Source organism: Bacteroides sp. ET71 (assembly GCF_023336905.1).
Lineage (GTDB): Bacteria > Bacteroidota > Bacteroidia > Bacteroidales > Bacteroidaceae > Bacteroides.
Genome location: NZ_JAMBLS010000009.1, coordinates 65,192 through 86,696, shown reverse-complemented (window position 1 = coordinate 86,696; position 21,505 = coordinate 65,192). Strand labels below are relative to the sequence as shown.

At 55.8% G+C, this 21,505-nt stretch carries 17 protein-coding genes; 11 read left to right on the top strand and 6 right to left on the bottom strand.

All coding sequences use genetic code 11. The features are described from left to right. The first annotated feature begins 31 nt into the window (after window positions 1-31). The 3 genes from M3090_RS07025 to M3090_RS07015 all read left to right on the top strand — a co-directional run bounded on the left by M3090_RS07025 (window position 32) and on the right by M3090_RS07015 (window position 5,639). On the top strand, window positions 32-2,356 hold the full coding sequence (locus M3090_RS07025) for an ABC transporter permease (protein ID WP_249054803.1): 2,325 nt from the start codon (window positions 32-34) through the stop codon (window positions 2,354-2,356). A 141-nt stretch (window positions 2,357-2,497) separates the two neighbouring features. After that, a complete protein-coding gene (locus M3090_RS07020) occupies window positions 2,498-3,178 on the top strand; it encodes an ABC transporter ATP-binding protein (protein WP_249054802.1) in 681 nt (226 codons plus the stop codon). 127 nt (window positions 3,179-3,305) lie between these two features. Next, complete coding sequence (locus M3090_RS07015) at window positions 3,306-5,639, top strand: FtsX-like permease family protein (protein WP_249054801.1); 2,334 nt, start codon at window positions 3,306-3,308, stop codon at window positions 5,637-5,639. 365 nt (window positions 5,640-6,004) lie between these two features. Here the strand turns inward: M3090_RS07015 and M3090_RS07010 are convergent, their stop codons facing one another. Next, window positions 6,005-6,232, bottom strand: coding sequence for a winged helix-turn-helix domain-containing protein (locus M3090_RS07010; RefSeq protein WP_249054800.1), 228 nt, complete (start codon window positions 6,230-6,232; stop codon window positions 6,005-6,007). A gap of 461 nt (window positions 6,233-6,693) precedes the next feature. Between M3090_RS07010 and M3090_RS07005 the strand changes: the two genes are divergently transcribed. Beyond that, complete coding sequence (locus M3090_RS07005; RefSeq protein ID WP_249054799.1) at window positions 6,694-7,470, top strand: DUF4469 domain-containing protein; 777 nt, start codon at window positions 6,694-6,696, stop codon at window positions 7,468-7,470. 13 nt (window positions 7,471-7,483) lie between these two features. On the opposite strand, the gene M3090_RS07000 is transcribed toward M3090_RS07005, so the two are convergent. Continuing rightward, window positions 7,484-8,842: an MATE family efflux transporter gene (locus M3090_RS07000; RefSeq protein WP_249054798.1), complete on the bottom strand. Its 1,359-nt coding sequence runs from the start codon at window positions 8,840-8,842 to the stop codon at window positions 7,484-7,486. A gap of 123 nt (window positions 8,843-8,965) precedes the next feature. Between M3090_RS07000 and M3090_RS06995 the strand changes: the two genes are divergently transcribed. From M3090_RS06995 to M3090_RS06985, 3 genes are read left to right on the top strand one after another with little or no spacing between them, the layout of a single operon-like run. After that, entirely contained in the window at window positions 8,966-9,622 is a 657-nt protein-coding gene (locus M3090_RS06995) for an HAD family hydrolase (RefSeq protein ID WP_249054797.1), read from the top strand. 33 nt (window positions 9,623-9,655) lie between these two features. Continuing rightward, complete coding sequence (gene panB / locus M3090_RS06990; RefSeq protein WP_249054796.1) at window positions 9,656-10,477, top strand: 3-methyl-2-oxobutanoate hydroxymethyltransferase; 822 nt, start codon at window positions 9,656-9,658, stop codon at window positions 10,475-10,477. Further along, on the top strand, window positions 10,458-11,396 hold the full coding sequence (locus M3090_RS06985) for an MFS transporter (protein WP_249054795.1): 939 nt from the start codon (window positions 10,458-10,460) through the stop codon (window positions 11,394-11,396). The genes panB and M3090_RS06985 overlap by 20 nt, the downstream gene beginning before the upstream one ends. On the opposite strand, the gene M3090_RS06980 is transcribed toward M3090_RS06985, so the two are convergent. The 4 genes from M3090_RS06980 to fabD all read right to left on the bottom strand — a co-directional run bounded on the left by M3090_RS06980 (window position 11,372) and on the right by fabD (window position 15,792). Continuing rightward, window positions 11,372-11,743, bottom strand: coding sequence for a diacylglycerol kinase family protein (locus tag M3090_RS06980; RefSeq protein ID WP_249054794.1), 372 nt, complete (start codon window positions 11,741-11,743; stop codon window positions 11,372-11,374). The genes M3090_RS06985 and M3090_RS06980 overlap by 25 nt on opposite strands. 30 nt (window positions 11,744-11,773) lie before the next feature. Continuing rightward, window positions 11,774-14,002, bottom strand: coding sequence for a RelA/SpoT family protein (locus M3090_RS06975; protein ID WP_249054793.1), 2,229 nt, complete (start codon window positions 14,000-14,002; stop codon window positions 11,774-11,776). A 105-nt stretch (window positions 14,003-14,107) separates the two neighbouring features. Beyond that, window positions 14,108-14,506, bottom strand: a complete 399-nt coding sequence (locus M3090_RS06970) for an HU family DNA-binding protein (RefSeq protein WP_249054792.1) — start codon at window positions 14,504-14,506, stop codon at window positions 14,108-14,110. Between the two features lie 398 nt (window positions 14,507-14,904). Next, on the bottom strand, window positions 14,905-15,792 hold the full coding sequence (gene fabD, locus M3090_RS06965; RefSeq protein ID WP_249054791.1) for an ACP S-malonyltransferase: 888 nt from the start codon (window positions 15,790-15,792) through the stop codon (window positions 14,905-14,907). Between the two features lie 318 nt (window positions 15,793-16,110). Between fabD and M3090_RS06960 the strand changes: the two genes are divergently transcribed. The 4 genes from M3090_RS06960 to xylE all read left to right on the top strand — a co-directional run bounded on the left by M3090_RS06960 (window position 16,111) and on the right by xylE (window position 21,347). Further along, window positions 16,111-16,848 (top strand): NUDIX hydrolase, encoded by a 738-nt coding sequence (locus M3090_RS06960; RefSeq protein ID WP_249054790.1) that lies wholly within the window; start codon window positions 16,111-16,113, stop codon window positions 16,846-16,848. Window positions 16,849-16,885: 37 nt separating this feature from the next. Continuing rightward, window positions 16,886-18,370, top strand: a complete 1,485-nt coding sequence (locus M3090_RS06955; RefSeq protein ID WP_249054789.1) for a xylulokinase — start codon at window positions 16,886-16,888, stop codon at window positions 18,368-18,370. Between the two features lie 84 nt (window positions 18,371-18,454). Next, window positions 18,455-19,771: a xylose isomerase gene (gene xylA / locus M3090_RS06950; RefSeq protein WP_249054788.1), complete on the top strand. Its 1,317-nt coding sequence runs from the start codon at window positions 18,455-18,457 to the stop codon at window positions 19,769-19,771. A 97-nt stretch (window positions 19,772-19,868) separates the two neighbouring features. Next, window positions 19,869-21,347, top strand: coding sequence for a D-xylose transporter XylE (gene xylE / locus M3090_RS06945; RefSeq protein ID WP_249054787.1), 1,479 nt, complete (start codon window positions 19,869-19,871; stop codon window positions 21,345-21,347). The last annotated feature ends 158 nt before the right edge of the window (window positions 21,348-21,505 follow it).

Genomic DNA, 21,505 nt, shown 5'->3' with positions numbered 1-21,505 from the left:
AAGGTGAGAAACTAATCATAAACACAACGATATGAAGCAACTGCATTACGTTATTCAGACCCTGCTCCACTCGAAGGGGAGCAATCTGTTGAAAGTCGTCTCCCTGGGCTTGGGATTGACCATGAGCATCCTGCTCTTTGCCCGCGTGGCGTTCGAGCAGAGTTATGACACCTGCTTTCCCGATACCGACCGTCTCTACCAGGTATGGAGCCAGTTTACGGTGAAGGGCGAGAAGCTGGATTGGCAAGAGATGAACTGCGGTCCCGTGGCAGGCGCCATCCTGGAGAGCTTCCCTGAACAGGTAGAGTCGGCCACGTGCACCGTGCACTGGCTGGTGAGTAATCCGCTTTATTATGGTAACACCCGCTTTGACGACAAGAAGATTGCCGCCGACTCCCTGTTCTTCCGTACGATGGGCATCGAGGTGCTGAGCGGCAATCCCGTGCAGGACCTCCAGCAGCCCAACGTCATTTACCTGAGCGAGACGTTGGCGCGGAAAATGTTTGGTACGGAGAATCCCATCGGCAAGGTTATCAGTTATAACCATGAGCGGGATCTGACGGTACGGGGCACGTATGCCGATCTGCCGGACAACACTACGCTGAAGGCCGAGGGCATTGTCTCCCTGCCTCCGTCGTGGGCGGCGGAGATGGCCAATTACTCGTGGAGCGGGGGAGATTCGTACCTGCAATACGTGCGTCTGAAGCCGGGTGCAGATGCTGAAGCGCTGAACAGTCGCTTGGGGGCGATGGTAGATAAATACCGTCCGGTGGAGGATAAGAAGTACGGCTATACCGCCAAGATTGCCCCGCTGCGCGACACGTACCGGGGTTACGATAGCGTGAAGCGTTCCAAAGTTATCCTTACGGTGATGGGCTTTGCCATCCTCTTCATCGCCGCGCTGAATTATGCGCTTATCTCCATCTCGTCCCTGTCGCGGCGGGCCAAGGCCGTGGGCGTGCAGAAGTGCAACGGGGCCAGCTCGGCGGGCATCTTCGGGATGTTCCTGGTGGAGACGGTTCTCATCATTTTCCTGTCTCTCTGCTTGATGGTGTTCCTGCTCTTTGCCTTCCAGGACTTTGTGGAGGATACGGCGGCGACGAAGCTCAGCAATCTCTTTACGGGCAGCCGCCTGTGGGTGCCTGTCGGGACGGTGCTGCTGCTCTTCCTGATAGGCGGCGTGTTGCCGGGGCAACTGTTTGCAAGGATACCCGTCACGCAGGTGTTCCGTCGCTACACTGAAGGCAAGAAGGGTTGGAAGCGCCCGCTGCTGTTCGTGCAGTTTGCCGGGGTGGCTTTCATCTGCGGAGTGATGTGGATGGTGACGGTGCAGTATGATTATGTGACCAGTAAGGACATGGGATTCAGCACGGAGCGTGTGGCTACGGGCTATATTCCTTTCGCAACAGCCGAGGAGAGCGAGGGTGCCGAACACTTCTTCCGCTCCCTGCCCTATGTGGAGGATGTGACGGCCGGCGGCGACCCCTTGATGGGTTACAGCGGCACGATGATAAATGACGAGGGCGGCAATTCGCTCTTCTCCGCCCGCTTCGACCAAATCCGTCCGAACTACGCCGACTTCATGGGCATGACCCTTTTGAAAGGCCGTATGCCCCGCTTGGAAGGGCTGGAGCATTGGTATGACGAGGTGGTGGTGAACGAGACGCTGGCCCGCATGATGCACTGGGGTGACGACGTGGTGGGGTGCATGGTGAACACCATGGGAGTGAACGTCAAGGTGGTCGGCTTGTTGAAGGACTTCCAGATGGGCGGTTTCTACGAGCAGCCTGCACCCTACATCGGCTTCGCCAAAACGAGTTTCGGCGGCAACCTGTTCTTCAAGCTGAAGGAACCCTTCGGCGACAACCTGCTGAAACTGCAACAGACCACCGTCAATGCCTATCCAGATAAGACCATTGACATTTACTCCATGCAGAGCGAAGCCGACCGTCTTTACAACCCCGTCCGCGTCCTGCGCAACGCCATGATGGTGGCCGCCTTGGTCATGTTCTTAGTGATGCTGATGGGCCTGCTGGGCTACACGGCCGACGAGGTGCAAAGACGCTCCAAGGAGATAGCCATCCGCAAGGTCAACGGCGCCGAGGCGTCGGGCATTCTTGAATTGCTGGGCCGCGACATCCTCTGGGTGGCCGTGCCCGCGGTGGTCATCGGTGTGGGTGCCTCGGCCTATGTCAACGGGTTGTGGCTGGATATGTTCTCCGTCGCCGTGCCGTCGGGCTGGGCCATGTATGTGCTCGTGGCACTTGTCAACCTGCTGGTCATCCTGGGCTGCGTCTTGTGGCGCACGTGGCACATTGCCAACGAGAACCCCGTTGTCAGCCTGAAGAGCGAATGACGTACTTTAGTGGATAGGGAACAAGTTGACGAGTTGACAAGGGTAGATTCAACCCTGTCTGACAACGTACCTTGTAGTCTTGTTAACTTGTTTCCCCGTCAATAGATAATATAATACTAACAACTAAAAACATACTGCATTATGATTCAGATTAACGACATCAGCAAAGTCTTCCGCACGTCGGAAGTAGAAACCGTAGCCTTGAACCACGTCAACCTCGAAGTGAAGGAAGGCGAATTCGTAGCCATCATGGGCCCGTCGGGCTGTGGCAAGTCCACCCTGTTGAACATCCTTGGCCTGCTGGACAATCCCACCGAGGGCAGTTACAAACTCCTGGGCCAGGAGGTGGCCGGACTGAAGGAGAAGGAGCGCACCCGCGTCCGCAAGGGCAAGCTGGGGTTCGTCTTCCAGAGCTTCAACCTCATCGACGAGCTGAACGTCTTCGAGAACGTGGAGCTGCCGCTGACCTACCTCGGCATCAAGGCGGCCGAACGCAAGGAGATGGTGAACAATATCCTGCGCCGCATGAACATCGGCCACCGTGCCAAGCACTTCCCCCAGCAACTCTCGGGCGGACAGCAGCAGCGCGTGGCCATCGCCCGCGCCGTCGTCACCAACCCCAAGCTCATCCTGGCCGACGAGCCGACGGGTAACCTCGACTCGAAGAACGGTGCTGAGGTGATGAACCTCCTGACCGAGCTGAACAAGGAGGGCACGACCATCGTCATGGTGACGCACTCGCAGCACGACGCCTCGTTTGCCCACCGCACGGTGCACCTGTTTGACGGGAGCGTGGTGGCGAACACGAAGAACAATTTGTAAATAGGAATTTAGTTGACGAGGAGACAAGTTAACGAGGCTACAAGGACAGGACTTATCCCTTGTCAACCATAACGAAGCCTTGTTGACTCGTTAACTTGTCCCCTTGTCAACTTATAAATTATCATCTATGAGATACCTATACTATACCATACAGACCCTGCGCCGGGGCCGTGCGTCCAGCTTCATCAAGCTGCTGTCGCTCACCCTCGGCCTGCTGGTGGGCGTGCTGCTCTTCGCGCAGATAGCCTACGAGCTGAATTATGAGAACTGTTACCCCGAGCCCGACCGGTTGGCCATGGTGCGCATCCAGCTCAGTACCGAAGACACCGACGCGCTGAAGACCGCCATCGGCGATTATCCCTACGACGGGACCGTCTATGACGTCGTGGCGCCTACCCTGGCCGAAGAGATGGCCGAGTGGGTGGAGTCGGCCACTACCATCAACACCAATGGGGGACGATACGTGTATTATGGCAACAAGCTGCTGGAAGGCACGTCGTACATCCGGGCCGATACGGCCTATTTCCGCACGATGGGCATTGAGGTACTGGAGGGTGACCAGCGCGACCTGCTGCGCACGGGTGCCACCTTTGTCTCCGAGAGCTTCGCCAAAGCTACCTTCGGCGACGAAAGCCCCATAGGCAAGGAGCTGACGCTGGACAAGCAGGATGTGCTGACCGTGCGCGGCGTCTACCGCGACATGCCGCAGAATACCTTCCTGGGACATTATGACTTCGTGGCTTCCGTCCATGCCAACGGCGGATACGTCAACGGCAACGGATGGCGGGGAAACGACATGTTCAATGCCATCCTCCGCCTGCGCCGGGCCGGAGACGTGGAGGCTGTCAACGACCGCATACAGCAGGTTATCGAGCGGCACACGTCGACCAGTTGGGACGGGTGGAAGTCGACGTACAGCATCATCCCCTTGCCCGACCTGCATACCGATTATCCTGACATACGCCGCCGCCTGGCCATCCTGGGCTTCCTGGGCTTTGCCCTGTTCTTCGTGGCGGCCATGAACTACATCCTCATCTCCATCGCCACGCTGAGCCGCCGGGCCAAGGCCGTGGGCGTGCACAAGTGCAACGGGGCAGGCGAGGGGCAGGTGTTCACCATGTTCATGCTGGAGACGGGGGCGATGGTGCTGGCCGCCGCCGTGCTGTCGGCCTTGCTGCTGTGGCTGTTTGCCGGGGGCATCGAGTCGTGGCTGGGCATCTCGGTGGGGGCGCTCTTCACGTGGCAGACGCTGTGGGTGCCGCTGCTGACGGTGCTGCTGCTGGTCGTGGTGGCGGGCGTGCTGCCGGGGCGGATGTTTGCCCGGATACCCGTCACGCAGGTGTTCCGCCGCTATACGGACGGCAAGAAGGGGTGGAAGCGCGGCTTGCTGGCCGTGCAGTTTGCGGGCGTCAGCTTCGTGCTGGGCCTGCTGATGGTGACGGTGATGCAGTACAGCCTGCTGATGAACGGCGACATGGGCTTCCGCATCCCCGGGCTGGTGCAGGCCGAGAGCTGGCAGCAGGCCGACCGCGGGCAGACCATCTGCGACTATATCGAGCGCCAGCCCTACGTGGAGGGAGCCACGGCGGCTGCCATGGGTGTGCTGGGCGAGTATTGGACGCAGGGGCTGATAGGCAACGACGGCAAGCGCATCACCGTGCTGAACTATAATCCCTGCCAGAAGGACTATGCGGAGGTGATGGGCATTGAAATCATCGAGGGAAAGCCGATGGAGAAGATAGGCGACGTGCTGGTGAACGAAGAGGTGGTGCGCCTGATGAACTGGACGGACGGTGCCGTGGGCAAGCGCTTGAACAACTTCATCGACCAGAAGACGGACCGCCCCATCGTGGGCGTGTTCCGCGACGTGCGCAACAAGGGGATGCGGTGGGAGCAGCAGGCCATCGCCCTGGTGTGCGGCAACGTCTATCATGCCTTCGACGTGCGCCTGAAGGAGCCGTATGACGAGAACCTGGACAAGCTGAACGACTTCGTGGCGGAGGCTTTCCCCGACGTGGCGCTCAACTTCATCAGCGTGGTCGAGATGCAGCGTTACATCTACATGGACACGTACCGCTTCCGCAACGCCGTCTACCTGGCCTCGGTGTTCATCATCCTCATCGTGCTGATGGGCCTCATCGGCTACGTGAACGACGAGACGGGCCGCCGTGCCAAGGAGATAGCCATCCGCAAGGTCAACGGGGCGTCGGCCGCCGACATCCTGCGGCTGCTGTCGCGCGGCGTGCTGCTGATTGCCGTGCCCTGCGTGGCGGTGGGTACGGGGGGGGCCTGGTATGTGGGCACGGAGTGGCTCACGCAGTTTGCCGGGCAGGTCAGCATCAGCCCCTGGCACTTCGTCGGGCTGGCCGTGCTGCTGCTGGTGGTCATTGTCTGCATCGTGGTGCTGAAGGCCTGGCATATTGCCAACGAGAACCCCGTGGAGAGCATCAAGGCCGAGTAGGGGGGGGAATCATAAGTAGTTGTTGATATTTAGTTTATATGATGTGTATCTGTCATGTTGAGCGGAGCGCAGCGAAGTCGAAACATCTCCTTCTTGTGCTGCCTGACGGACAGAGACCTTAGTGAGATTCTTCGACTACGCCCTGCGGGCTTCGCTCAGAATGACAGACACATCGATAGTATAAACTAAATATCAATATCTACTTAAGGTCATATTTTTACCTACCACCCCGCCCGTTGGGCACCCCTCCTCCGGGGAGGAGGGGAAATGGATACCTATTTTTTGATACCCCCCGGGCAGGAAAAGCAAGAGGGGCATCCCCGTTGTGGGGATGCCCCTCTGTTTGCAGGTGTCTGCGGCAGACATCAACCGTTATAGCAACTCAGCGTCAGGTAGATGAGGTTCCGTCGTCCGGCCTTCGTCTCCTCGATGCCCAGCTTGCCTTCGCGTGCCAGCCAGCCGATGGCGGCGTTCAGTTCGCGGTCGGGCAGTCCCGTCTTTTCCTTCACTTCGCTGTACGACCACTCCCGGTGCTCGCTTGCCAGCACGCGGTAGACGATGCCGGCGTTTTCTCCAATGGTTTGTACGTTCATACTGACTAAGATGTTATAGTTAGAAATCGTCGGCAAATATACGGATTCTTTTTCAAACTGTCATATGCATGGGCGCTTTTTCTTCCCATCCATAAGCCTGCGGGGCAGGATGGAGCGGGCATCTGCACTTTACACACACGGGTCTCATGGCAGACACAGCCATTCCCCCTATGTAGGCCACAGTCACGTGACCCCACTACTTCACAGGTCTTATTACAGCTTAAATACAAATAAATTACAACTTAAATACCTTGCGATTACAACTTAAATATCTCCGTATGACAACTGTAATACGAATATGTTATCATTACAATTCAGAAGGATTTAAACTGTAATTCATTCATATTTAATATATAATAACGACTGTTCCCTATGTGCTTCACATACCTTAACCCTATGGGGGAAGGCATACTGGGGGGTATTGCGTATATTTGCCTGAGTAGAATAACGATGAGAATCTTATGAGTAGTAGAGACAAACGCCCCGTATGGCACGTGAGCTTGCGCAAAAGCTACCTGCCCGGCCAAGCCTCCCGCGTGCCCGACATGCCCCGCGTCGTGCTGCGCGGCACGGTCGACCTGCCTTCGCTGGCCCGCTGGGCGGCAGGCCGCGGCACCATGTTCGACGCCCGTACCTTGCAACTGGCGGCAGAGTATCTGATAGACGCTACGTGCGAAGCCCTCGTGGACGGATTTGCCGTCGACACCCCGCTGGGCCGGCTGACCCCCTCGGTCACCGGCACGTGGAACCCCGACCGCGCCAACCCACTGGCCCGCGCCGCAAACGAGGCCACCGCCTCCTTCGCCCCCGGCCCCCGCCTGAAGGAAGCCCTCAAGAACCCCCTGTTCCACGAAGACCTGGGGCGCACACAGGGGCCGCGCGTGACGGACATCTTCGACCTGGCCAGCGGCACGCACAACGAGCGGCTCACGCCCGGCGGATACGTCTACCTGCGCGGGCGCTACCTGCTGATGAACGGCGACCTGCCCCAGCGCGGCGTCGAACTGCTGGACTACGACACGGGGGACCTCGTCCACCGCTTCGCGCCCGACGACATCGCACCCCTCTGGAACGCCCGCAACCGCCTCGGCCTCCGCCTGCCCGACGAACTGCCTGCGGGCACCTACCGCCTGGCCGTCACCACCCAGTGCACCAGCGGCCCCGCGCCCCTCAGGCAAGCCAACCGCTACGTGGACGACACGCCCCTGCAAGTCCTGCCGGCCGCCGGCTCCGATTGACCTGTGCCGCCGCTCAGGCCTCCTGCGCCGCCGCCCGCCGCTGCCGCCGCAGGTACCACCACAAGGCCCCGACGGCCGTCACGAACGCCAGCAGGTCGCTGGCCGGCAGGCTCAGCCACACCCCGTCCAGGCCCCACCAGCGGGGGAACAGCAGCAGCCCCGGCAGCAGGAAGATGAGCTGGCGCGTGAGCGACATGAACAGGCTGGTCTTCGCCAGCCCTATGTTCTGGAAGAAGTTGCCGATGACAATCTGTGCCCCGATGACGGGGAACATGGCCACGCAGATGCGCAACCCGTGCGCCGCCAGGCCGATGAGCCCCTCGTCCGAAGTGAAGATGGCCGACACGGCGTGCGGCACCAGCTCGCAGATGAGGAACCCGCTCGTGGTGATGCACACCCCGGCGGTGATGGCCAGGCGCAACGTCTGCTTCACCCGCTCGGGCTTGCGCGCCCCGAAGTTGTAGCCGATGATGGGCTGCATCCCCATCGTCAGCCCCATGACAATCATCAGGTAAAGCATCAGCAGGCGGTTGATGATGCCGTAGGCACCGATGGCCAGGTCACCCCCATGCTCGCGCAGCGTGTTGTTGATGATGATGACAATGACGCACGCCGTCACGTTCATCAGGAAGGGCGACATGCCGATGGAGAAGATGTCTCCCACGATGCGCCGCTCCAGCCGCAGGTAGGGCCGTTGCAGGCGGATGTCGCTCCGCTTGTTCAGGAAGTGGTTCAGCACCCACAGCATCCCGATGAACTGCGCGCAGATGGTGGCCAGTGCCGCCCCCCGGATGCCCCACCCGAACTGGAAGATGAACAGCGGCGCCAGCACCACATTGACCAGCACGCTGGTCATCGACGTCAGCATCGCCTTCTTCGGGTGCCCCGTGGCACGCATCACATAGTTCATGCCAATCATCACATAGGCAAAGGGCGTGCCCGCCAGGATAATCTGCATGAAGTCGCGCGCATAGGGCAGCGTCTCGCTGCTCGCCCCGAAGAAGCGCAGGATGTCGTCCAGGAACACCAGCGTCAGTCCCCCGAAGAACAGGGAGTTGATGATACACAACAGCAACGTGTTGCCCAGCACCTTGTTCACGCCCACCAGGTCTTTCTGCCCCAGCCGGATGGACGAGATGGTCGACCCGCCCGCCGACACCAGGTTGCCGAAGGCCGCCGTCAGGTTCATCAGCGGGAAGGTGATGGCCAGGCCCGCGATGGCCATGGGCCCCACGCCGTGGCCGATGAAGATGCTGTCGATGATGTTGTAGAGCGAAACAATGGTCATGCCTATGATGGCCGGAATGGAGTACTGCAGCAACAACTTGCCGATAGGCTCCGTGCCCATGAGATGAGGATTGTTCTGGTTCATACGCTTATGTCTATATGGTTACTACTATTGATATGGGATAAAAAACCGCGCAAAGGTACGAAATATCTTGCATCTCTCGGATAGATTTCAGACCTTTGTGCCCGATTTAAGGTAGATTGACTTATGGATACAGCTATAGCATGCAAGGCCGTTCTTTTCGACTTCGACGGCGTGATAGTGGACACCGAAGGGCAATACAGCCTGTTCTGGAACAAGATAGGCCAGGATTATCTGGGCGACCCCGGCTTCGGTGACCGTGTGAAGGGGCAGACCCTCACGTATATATTCGAGACCTTTTTCCCCGACCCTGCCGTGCAGCCCCGTCTGACCGATGCCCTGGTCCGTTTCGAGCAGGAGATGACGTATGACTACGTGCCCGGCATCCTGGACTTCCTGGCCGACCTGCGCCGCCACGACGTGCGCACGGCCGTCGTCACCAGCTCCAACGAGCAGAAGATGGCCGCCGTCTACCATGCCCGCCCCGAGGTGCCTGCCTTGTTCGACCGCATCCTCACGGCCGAGCACTTCACCCGCTCCAAACCCGCACCGGACTGCTATCTGCTGGGGATGCAAATCTTCGGCACAACCCCTGCCGAGACCTGCGTCTTCGAAGACTCCTTCAACGGCCTGAAGTCCGGCATGGCCTCGGGAGCCACGGTCATCGGCCTGGCCACCACCAACCCGCGCGACGCCATCGCACCCTTGTGCCACCACGTCATCGACGACTTCCGTGGCTTCACCTGTGCGGACATGGATGCCGTATTAACCATTAACCATTGACCATTAACCATTAATCATTAACATTTATACAACATGGCTGGATACATTTCAGAAGATAACCGTAAGGTGACTACGCATCGCCTCGTAGAGATGAAGCAGAGAGGCGAAAAGATATCTATGTTGACTGCCTACGACTATACGATGGCACAGATTGTGGACGGTGCCGGGATGGACGTCATCCTGGTGGGCGACTCGGCCTCCAACGTCATGGCGGGCAACGTGACCACCCTGCCCATCACGCTCGACCAGATGATTTACCATGCCAAGAGCGTGGTGCGCGGCGTGAAGCGGGCGATGGTGGTGGTGGACATGCCGTTCGGCTCCTACCAGGGCAACGAGCTGGAGGGGCTGGCATCGGCCATCCGCATCATGAAGGAGAGCCACGCCGATGCCCTGAAGATGGAGGGCGGCGAGGAAATCATCGGCACGGTGAAGCGCATCATCAGTGCGGGCATCCCCGTCATGGGTCACCTGGGGCTGATGCCGCAGAGCATCAACAAGTATGGCACCTACACCGTGCGTGCCAAGGACGACGCTGAGGCCGAGAAGCTGATACACGATGCCCACCTGCTGGAAGAGGCCGGGTGCTTCGGCCTGGTGCTGGAGAAGATTCCCGCCGCACTGGCCGGGCGGGTGTCGCACGAGCTGACCATCCCTGTCATCGGCATCGGGGCCGGTGGAGACGTGGACGGGCAGGTGCTGGTTGTCCAGGACATGCTGGGCATGAACAACGGCTTCCGCCCCCGCTTCCTGCGCCGTTATGCAGACCTGCACACGGTGATGACGGATGCCATCAGCCGCTACATCTCGGACGTTAAGAACCTGGACTTCCCCAATGAGAAAGAGCAGTATTGACGGCGGCGGTTCGCCCTGCAACCGCAACTTCGTGCTGACGTGTGTGGCAGGCTTCTTGCTGTATGCCTCGGTGTATGCGTCCGTCATGGTCGGGCAGGCGGGGAGGCCGGGCGACATCTGCTTCCCCTTTGCCATGGGGTTGCTGGTGGTCGGGCCGTTTCATGCCTGGCTGGCCGATAAGTTCCGGCGGAAGCACGTCTTGAGCTATCCGTTCTTGGGGCTGTTGCTGGTGGCTGTGGGCAATATCTACGCGACGACCGACCAGCAGTTCTCCTTGTTGGCGCTGGTGCAGGGCATGTGTTTCGGACTGGCCATGTCGGCCGGCATCACGCTGAGCATCGACTCGGTACATTCGGGCCACCGCACGGCGGCCAACCGGACGTATGCCCTGGTCTGCGGATTGGGCATGACGGCGGGCGTGGCGGCCGGGGTGTGGATGCTGGCTACGGGGACTTACAGTTGGATGTGGACGGCTGCGGCCTGTGTGCTGGGTTTCCTGGCTGCATCGGCGGTGTATGTGCCGTTTCGTGCGCCCATCGGCTTGCCGGTGTGCAGCACCGACCGTTACTTGCTGGGGCGTGCGTTGCTTCCGGCTCTGAACGTGGGGGTGCTGGCGTTTGCCTGCGGATGGCTGGCGCTGTGCAGGCCTTGGGGCGTGGCGGGACTGTTGGTGCTGGCCGTACTGTCCCCGTGGATGGTGCGGATGTTCGTTAAGCTGTCTCACCACTGTCAGCGTGCCACGGGCAATGTGACGTTTCACCTTTGGATGGCCGTCGGCGTCTTGTTCGGCATCCAGGTGGGGGCGTTGCCCTGGGGCAGTAGCTGTGAGGGGTGGATGCCGCTGGCCTGCCTGGCTGTGGCCGTGGCAATGTACGCCGGCATCACCCGGGTCTATTATAAGAAGATGCGTGTCAGGTAGGGCACGAAGATAATCAATCCTACGGCAATCGCCGCCAGGGCGCACACCAGTACGGCCCCGGCGGCGATGTCTTTTACCTGCCCGGCCAGGGGGTGGCGTTGGGGCGACACGAGGTCGACCAGCCGCTCGATGGCCGTGTTGAACAGTTCGGCACTGATGACCAGCCCGATGCACAGGCAGACGGCCACCCATTCACCCCGCGTGATGCCGAGGCCGAAGCCCAGGGCCACCACGGCGACGGTGACGATGAGGTGGAAGCTGAGGTTCTGCTCGCGCCCCACGCACTGACGGATTCCCTGCCAGGCGTAGCGGAAGCTGCGGAGTTGTTTCTTGAGGTCGTATCTCATCTCTTCTATTGTTCTAAGTGTACATAGCCGTCAGTTGCGCGCCACCTGTTTCACCCCCTTCACTGTGCGCAGTTTCTTGATGAGGGCCTCGAGTCGCCCGGTGTCGCCCACCATGACGGTCAGCGTGCCGCCGAACAGTCCGTCGTGCGAGTCGATGCTGATGCTGCGCAGCGTGATGCCGTCTTCCTTGGAGATGATGGACGTGATGTTGGTGACGATGCCGATGTCGTCGTGCCCCACCACGCGCAGGGTGATGGGATACTGTGTGCCCTCGGCCTTGCCTGCCCAACGGGCGCGGACGATGCGGTAGCCGAATCGCTGGCGCAGTTCGGGGGCGTTGGGGCAGTCGGTGCGGTGAATCTTGATGCCGCCCGTGATGCTGACAAAGCCGAAGACGTCGTCGCCGTAGATGGGGTTGCAGCAGCGTGCCAGGCGGTAGTCCAGCCCCTTCAGGTTCTGGTCGATGACCAGGACGTCCTCCTTGCCTCCGCCCGTGCCGGTGTCGTCGGGCGTGGCAGGCGTCAAGTTGTAGGCCTCTGCGCTGCGGTAAGTGGCGGCGTCGCGTGTGTCGGCCGTATCGCGGCGCAGTTGCTCCAGGTAGCGGTCGATGAGGTCGTTCACGTCCAGCGCTCCGTCGGCAATGGCCTGGTAGAAGTCCGTCACCACCTTGTAGCCCAGCCGTTTGATGAGGCGCATCATCGTGGCCTCGTCGTAGTCTATCTTGCGGTTCTTGAACTTGCGCTCCAGCATCTCCTTGGCGAAGGCCGTCTGCCGTGCGGCCATCTCCTTTAGTGCCTGGCGTATCTTGGTGCGTGCCTTCGACGTGGTGACGATGTTCAGCCAGTCCTGTTTGGGCGTTTGCGTGTTCGATGTCATGATTTCCACCTGGTCGCCGCTCTGCAACCGCTGGCGCAGGGGCACGTTCTTGCCGTTCACCCGTGCGCCAATGCAGCGGCATCCCAAGGCTGTGTGGATGTGGAAGGCAAAGTCCAGCACCGTGGCTCCTTTGGGCAGCTTGAAGAGGTCGCCCTTGGGGGTGAAGACGAAGACCTCGTCTTCGTACAGCTCCAGCTTGAAGCGGTCCATGGCCTCGAGGTCGCTCTCCGAGTTCTCCAGCGCCTCGCGCACCGAGGTGAGCCATTCGTCCAGCCCCGTCTCGCCCTTGATGCCTTTGTAGCGCCAGTGGGCGGCCAGTCCGCGTTCGGCAATGTCGTCCATGCGTTCGGTGCGTATCTGCACCTCCACCCACTTGCCTTCGGGTCCCATCACGGTGATGTGCAGCGACTCGTAGCCGTTGCTTTTGGGCACGGACAGCCAGTCGCGCAGCCGCTTGGGGTTGGGCTGGTACATGTCGGTGACGATGGAGTAGACCTGCCAACATTCCTGCTTCTCCCGTTCCAGCGGCGAGTCGAGGATGACGCGGATGGCGAACAGGTCGTAGACGCCTTCGAAGGGGCACTTCTGCTTCTTCATCTTCTGGTAGATGGAGTGTATGGACTTCGTGCGTCCCTTGATGTGGAAGTGCAGCCCGGCTTCCTCGAGCTTCCGTTGGATGGGGTCGATGAAGCGGGCTATGTAGCGGTCGCGCGAGGCTTTCGTCTCGTTCAGCTTGTCTTTGATGTGGTAGTAGACGTCGTGCTCGGTGTACTTCAGCGAGAGGTCTTCCAGTTCGGACTTCAGCTTGTAGAGGCCGAGCTTGTGTGCCAGCGGGGCATAGAGGTAGGCCGCTTCGTTGGCCACGCGGAGGCGGGCGTCGTTGTCCGAGGCGTCTTTTATCTGTCGCATGATGTTGACGCGGTCGGCAATCATGATAAGGATGACGCGCATGTCTTCGGCAAAGGAGAGGAGGAGCTTGCGGAAGTTCTCCGACTCGATGCTGGGGCTCTTTTGGTAGAGTTCCTGCACGCGGATGAGTCCGCGGATGATGCCTGCCACGTCTTCGCCGAACTCGCGGCCGATTTCTTCGGCGGTGTAGGTGCCGGTGCGCACGGTGTCGTGCAGCATGACGCCCAGGATGGAGGCCCGGCGCATGCCTATCTCTTCGGCCACGATGACGGCCGTCTGCATGTCTTTGATAAGGGGGTTCAGTCCGAAGACGTCGCGCGGTGTGGGATTGACTTGCCAGGCGTGTCCCAGCCGTTGGCGGAGGCGTCGGCAGTCGTCCTTCAGCAGTGTGTCGCCCGAGAGGCGGAGCAGTTTGCGGTAGAGGGTGAAGAGTTGTTTCTTCTCATCGTCCCGGAAGAAGTCATTTGTTTCCATAATCGTCGGTTTTGTCGGCACAAAGATAGTGATTTAATCTGATTTGCTTGCATTTTGCATGGTATATTTCTGTTTCGCCCAACAAGAGGGGTGTTTTGGGGGTGGTTATATGTCGTCGGCGTCGACCCACTTCAGGGAGGAATGGATGAGGGCGCGTTGTGTCACTTTGTGGTTTTGTCCGCGCTCGTATTCGGGGATGAAGCGCACGCGGACGTCGGTGATTAGCTGCGGTTTCAGTTCCTCTGGGGTGTCGGTGCCCTTGCCTTTGGTCTGGCAGGTGAGGTAGAAGGTGCCTACGCCTTTGAGTTTGACCGAGCGTCCGTCGGCCATCATGCGTCCCATGACTTTGCCCAGGTTGCAGAGCACGGCGTAGGTGTCGCCCCGGCTGACGGTGGACATCAGGGCCAGTTCGTCGGCCACTTCGTCGGTCGTGGCGGGTCTCATCAGGTTGACGGCGCGTGCGTACCACTTGCCGTTCAGTTTTTGTTTACGGAAAAATGCCATATCGGGTCCTCCTTGGTTATGGCCTCGGTGCGGAAGGGTCGCATCTTCGGCCGGGTTATGTAACTTACTGTTGCGGGATGTCCTAGATAGGGTCCCAGGAATCATCGGCAATGATTCTAGGAAACATCGGCAATGATTCTAGGAATCATCGGCAATGATTCTGGGAATCATCGGCAATGATTCTACCTTCGGCCACAAAGGTAACGAGTTCTTCTAATATATGCAAGGGGGAAGGGTAATATATCGTTCCGGGATGGGGATAGGAGGATGGCGGGATGGGGATACAAATTACGCCAATTACACAAATTTCGTATCGCCGGTAATGGTGGTGGCGAATGATTTTGCGTAATTGGCGTAATGGGTTTCCTAATCCTGCGGATATGCGGAGGGCTCAGGCGTCAGGCGATGCCGTGTGCAGGCACCGAGGCGTCAATCTTCTTGATGAGCCCCTGCAGCACGGCTCCGGGACCGCACTCGGTAAAGTCCGTCGCCCCGTCGGCAATCATGTTCTTCACCGTCTGCGTCCAGCGCACCGAGGCCGTCAGTTGGGCCACCAGGTTCTTCTTAATCTCCGCCGGGTCGGTATGGGGCAGGGCGTCGACGTTCTGATACACCGGGCAATGGGGCTTGTGAATCTCCGTCGCCTCGATAGCCGCAGCCAGTTCGGCCCGTGCAGGCTCCATCAGCGGGCTGTGGAACGCGCCACCCACCTTCAGCGGCAATGCGCGCTTGGCACCGGCAGCCTTCATCCGTTCGCAAGCCTTGTTGATGCCTTCGATGGAACCGGAGATGACAATCTGGCCCGGGCAGTTGAAGTTGGCAGCCACGCACACCTCGCCTTCGGCCTGCACCTGTTCGCAGATTTCCTCCACCTTCTCGTCCGGCAGGGCGATGATGGCGGCCATCGTCGACGGATGGGCTTCGCAAGCCTTCTGCATCGCCATGGCGCGGGCATACACCAGCTTCAGTCCGTCCTCAAACGTCAATGCGCCGGCAGCCACCAGGGCCGAGAACTCGCCCAGCGAGTGCCCCGCAGTCATTTCAGGCTTGAAACCTTCGCCCATGCACAAAGCCGATATGACCGAGTGCAGGAAGACGGCGGGCTGCGTCACCTTCGTCTGGCGCAAATCCTCGTCCGTACCGTTGAACATGATGTCTGTGATGCGATAGCCCAAGATATCATTAGCCTTCTCAAACAACTCTTTAGCCAGGGGCGAGTTGTCATACAAGTCTTTTCCCATGCCCACGAACTGGGCACCTTGTCCGGGGAATACAAATGCTTTCATATCTTCTTTCTGATTATAAAAGATTAATTAGATGGGGCAAAGGTAGGTCTTTTCCGCCGAATAGCCGCACAAAACGCCTTTTTTTGTACCTCCCATCCCTTTAATTGTCCTTATCGTAGCAGGGCCTGAACCCCTTCCTCCTATATTGTATGTTGTATGATAAGCATTTATTGTACATCATATGATAAGCCTTATTGTATATATTGTACGAGATAAGATATGTATCTGATTGAGAAATAGTGTTTTATAACATATATCTTGCTATTGTTTATCTCATAACCAGACTTTATCTTTGCAGCGTTTTAATAAACATTTTCCATGCAAAACAAAAATCAATCCCCCAACCAGCCCCTGGCCAATAACCATATATCCGTAGATTGTGTGGTGATAGGCTTTGACGGCGAACAACTGAAAGTCCTCTTGATACGCCGCATGGGTGAGGAGCAGGGAGAAGTTTTCCACGACATGAAACTGCCCGGCAGCCTCATCTACATGGACGAAGACTTGGACGAGGCAGCAGCCCGCGTGCTGAACGAATTGACCGGGCTGAAGAATGTCCGCCTGGTCCAATTCAAAGCTTTCGGCTCCAAAGACCGTACGAAGAACCCCAAAGATGTCCATTGGCTGGAACGTGCCATGCAATCCAAGGTCGAACGGATTGTCACGATTGCATACCTCTCATTGGTAAAGATTGACCGTGCATTGAACCGAGGTCTGGACGACTATCAAGCCTGCTGGGTGACATTGCAAGATATCGGCGACCTGGCATTCGACCACAACCTCATCATCAAAGAAGCCATGGCCTACATCCGCCAGTATATTGACGCCAATCCTGCCGCATTGTTCGATTTGCTGCCGAGGAAGTTTACCGCATCACAATTACGTACACTTTACGAGCTGGTCTACGGCAAAGCGGTAGACGTCCGCAACTTCCACAAGAAAATAGCACTGATGGAATACGTCATTCCGCTGGAAGAAAGACAACAAGGGGTGGCACATCGTGCGGCCCGTTTCTATCGTTTTGACAAGAAAATCTATAATAAGACGAGGCGTTAAGCATCGAATAACATTTATTGTAAGCATCATTCAAAATATGTATTTATTAGGATATGACATCGGCAGTTCGTCAGTCAAGGCGAGTTTGGTAAATGCAGAGACCGGAAAGTGCATTGCTTCAGCTTTCTACCCTAAGACTGAGGCACCCATTATAGCAGCGTGCCCAGGGTGGGCGGAACAAGACCCGCAGATGTGGTGGGATAATTTAAAGTTAGCCACACAGGCTGTCTTGAATGATTCGGGTATAAGACCTGAAGACATCCGGGCTATTGGCATTTCGTATCAGATGCATGGACTGATATGTGTAGATCATGAACAACGAGTATTGCGTCCGGCTATCATCTGGTGTGATTCAAGAGCTGTTCCTTATGGCCAGCGTGCCTTTAAAGAGTTGGGAACGGACATCTGCTTGTCACATTTACTCAATTCTCCGGGCAATTTTACAGCCTCTAAACTGGCCTGGGTGAAAGAGAACGAACCGGAGATATATGAAAAGATATATAAGATTATGCTGCCGGGCGATTATATCGCTATGCGTCTGAGTGGGGAAATTTGTACGACGGTGTCCGGATTGTCGGAAGGCATGTTTTGGGATTTTAAGGAAGATAACATTGCTCATTTCTTGATGGATTATTACGGCTTCGATGAGGGGCTGATTGCTGATGTTCGCCCGACTTTTGCCGAGCAGGGCCGCGTCAGTACAGAGGCCGCGCAGGCATTGGGACTGAAAGCAGGGATTCCTATCACTTACCGAGCTGGAGACCAACCAAACAATGCGCTTTCATTGAATGTATTCAATCCAGGAGAGATTGCATCGACGGCAGGCACAAGTGGTGTGGTGTACGGTGTGAACGGATGCGTCAATTATGATTCACAAAGTAGAGTGAACACGTTTGCTCATGTAAACCATACGTCTAATCAAACTCGTTTGGGAGTTTTACTTTGCATCAATGGTACAGGTATATTGAACTCATGGATAAAGCGCAATGTCGTTCCAGCAGGAATATCGTACGCTGAAATGAATGATTTGGCAGCCCAAGTACCAGTCGGAAGTGCAGGTGTCAGCATTTTGCCTTTTGGGAATGGTGCGGAACGTATGTTGGGGAATAGCGAGGTAGGCTGTTCTGTTCATCATGTGAATTTCAATATTCATGATCGCCGGCATCTGATACGGGCGTCACAAGAAGGCATCGTTTTTGCCTTTAAGTATGGCATAGAGATAATGGAGCAAATGGGAATATCGGTGAAAAACATCCATGCAGGGCACGCCAATATGTTTTTAAGTCCTATTTTCCGTGATACTTTAGCCAGTATAACCGGAGCTACCATAGAATTGTATGACACAGATGGGGCAGTGGGGGCAGCTAGAGGTGCAGGTATTGGTGCTGGTATCTATAAGGATAACCGAGAGGCTTTTGCTATGTTGGAGAGGCTGGCGGTTGTTGAACCAGACATTTGTGAGAAGCAAGCGTACATTGATGCCTACGAACGCTGGAAGCAGTGTTTGGAAAGTAATGTTTGACACCCTCGAATATTGAAGTTTTTATCTAATTATATTATTAAACCGTGCTGTCGTATAGACAGCTCATTAAAAAACACATTATATATGGCTATAAAAGAGTATTTCCCGGAAATAGGGAAAATTAAGTTTGAAGGTAAGGAGAGCAAAAATCCTTTGGCTTATCGGTATTATGATGCAGAGAAGGTTGTCATGGGAAAGAAGATGAAAGATTGGTTAAAGTTTTCCATGGCTTGGTGGCATACATTGTGTGCCGAAGGAGGTGATCAGTTTGGTGGAGGTACAAAGAAATTCCCTTGGAACGATTCTTCCGATGCTTTAGAAGCAGCGAAGCATAAAGCTGATGCAGGTTTTGAAATCATGCAGAAATTAGGCATAGAATATTATTGTTTCCATGACGTTGACTTGTGCGCCGAGGCTGATACTATTGAACAGTATGAGGCCAATATGAAAGAAATTGTGGCGTATCTAAAGAAAAAACAAGAAGAAACTGGTATCAAACTGTTGTGGGGAACGGCTAATGTTTTTGGGCACGCACGATACATGAATGGAGCAGCTACAAATCCTGATTTTAATGTGGTGGCTCGTGCTGCTGTGCAGATTAAGAATGCCATTGACGCTACTATTGAATTGGGAGGGACGAATTACGTTTTCTGGGGGGGACGCGAAGGATATATGTCGCTCCTGAATACCGACCAGAAGCGTGAGAAGGAACATTTGGCTCAGATGCTTCGTGTCGCTCGTGATTATGCACGGGCACATGGATTTACCGGTACATTCTTGGTAGAACCGAAGCCAATGGAACCTATGAAACATCAGTATGACGTGGATACGGAAACTGTCATAGGTTTCTTGCGTGCACATGGATTGGACAAGGACTTTAAAGTGAATATAGAAGTAAATCATGCTACATTAGCTGGTCATACATTTGAACACGAACTTTGCGTTGCTGTGGACAACGACATGCTAGGTTCGATAGATGCTAATCGGGGTGATTATCAGAATGGATGGGACACAGACCAATTCCCCATAGATAATTATGAACTGGTACAAGCTATGATGCAGATTATCCGGAACGGTGGTTTCCACAATGGGGGAACAAACTTCGATGCAAAAACACGCCGTAACTCTACGGATTTAGAAGATATTTTTATTGCTCATATCGCCGGCATGGATGCTATGGCTCGTGCGCTGGAGAGTGCGGCACAGTTGCTTGAGGAGTCACCTTATAGACACATGTTGGCCGAAAGATATGCTTCTTTTGACAGTGGCAAAGGCAAGGAGTTTGAAGAAGGCCGTTTGACTTTGGAAGATTTGGCTGCTTATGCTAGGCAACAGGGTGAACCAAAGCAAATCAGTGGCAAACAGGAATTGTATGAAGCTATTGTAAACATGTACGCATGACCCTATGAGGAAGGGGCGAAGATGAGGGGAGTTTTCCTACGGTTTTCGCCCCTTCTTTTTGTTATTATTAATTCATAACTATCAACCATTTAGTATCATGAATCAAACAGACAAAGGAAGTCTATCTTATCTTTTTTCCATTGTGCTTGTGGCTGTGTTGGGAGGTCTTTTGTTCGGCTATGACACGGCTGTCATCTCCGGAGCAGAGAAAGGGCTGCAAGCTTTCTTCTTAGGTGCCCACGATTTTATCTATACAGATGGGTGGCATGGTTTCACTTGTGCCAGCGCATTGATTGGCTGTGTCATTGGAAGTGCCATGTCCGGTTATTGTGCCACAGGTTGGGGACGCAAACGTTCTCTTATTCTGGCTGGTATTTTGTTTTTCATCTCGGCTTTGGGTTCCATGGAGCCGGAGTTTCTCTTTTTCCGTCACGGTGAGCCTACTTGGGGCTTATTGATAGCTTTCAATATTTACCGTATTATTGGTGGTGTAGGTGTGGGGCTGGCTTCTGCTATCTGTCCCATGTATATTGCCGAGGTTGCTCCGAGCCGTATCCGCGGTACTTTGGTGTCATGGAATCAGTTTGCCATTATCTTTGGCCAGTTGGTGGTTTACATGGTCAATTTCTTGATATTGGGTGAGCATACGAATCCTATTATCGAGTCTATTGGGCAGGGAGTCAATGCTGTGGCTCCAGGCAGTGACCCATGGACAATTAGTACGGGATGGCGTTACATGTTCGGAAGCGAAGCTTTGCCGGCAGGCCTGTTTGCCGTGCTTATTTGCTTTGTTCCCGAGACTCCACGTTATCTTGTGATGGCCGGGCGGGACGATAAGGCACTGGCGGTGTTGTGTAAGATAAACGGAAAGGTTGATGGACGTAATACGTTGTTGGAAATCAAAGAAAGCATTGGCGAACGTACTGAACGTCTTTTAACGTATGGTTTCCTGGTTATTTTCATTGGCATCATGCTCAGTGTGTTTCAGCAGGCGGTGGGCATCAATGCGGTGTTGTATTACGCACCCCGTATCTTTGGTGATATGGGTATGGAGGACCCGATGATGCAGACAGTCATCATGGGTGTGGTGAATATATTATTTACGTTAATAGCCATTTTTACTGTCGAGCGTTGGGGCCGGAAACCTTTGCTTATCACCGGTTCGATAGGCATGGCATTAGGGGCATTTGGCGTGGCTTGTACGTTTGGCCAATCGGGTCTTGGATTGGTAACCATGCTCAGCATCATGCTTTACAGTGCTTCCTTCATGATGTCGTGGGGGCCTATTTGCTGGGTACTTATTGCCGAGATTTTCCCGAACACGATACGTGGAGCTGCCGTTGCCGTTGCTGTTGCTTTTCAGTGGATTTTCAATTGGATTGTCAGTGCATCGTTCGTACCGATGTTTAACATGCAATCAGCAAGCGACCCGCATTTGGGGCATTGGTTCACTTATACGCTTTATGGGGTAATATGCGTCTTGGCTGCTCTGTTTGTTTGGCGTCTGGTACCGGAGACTAAAGGGAAGACGTTGGAGGACATGACTCGCTTGTGGAAAGAACGCGGACGAAGATGACTTGTTGTGCGTGAGATACAAAGGATGCCACTCTGTGTTAAACCTACTACGGAGTGGCATCCTTTGTATATGCTGTGGTTATAAGGTCACGTAGGAGGGTCAAGGTTGGTCTATGTTACTTGAAGTCATTACCCATTGCTACGTAGTATAAAATCATA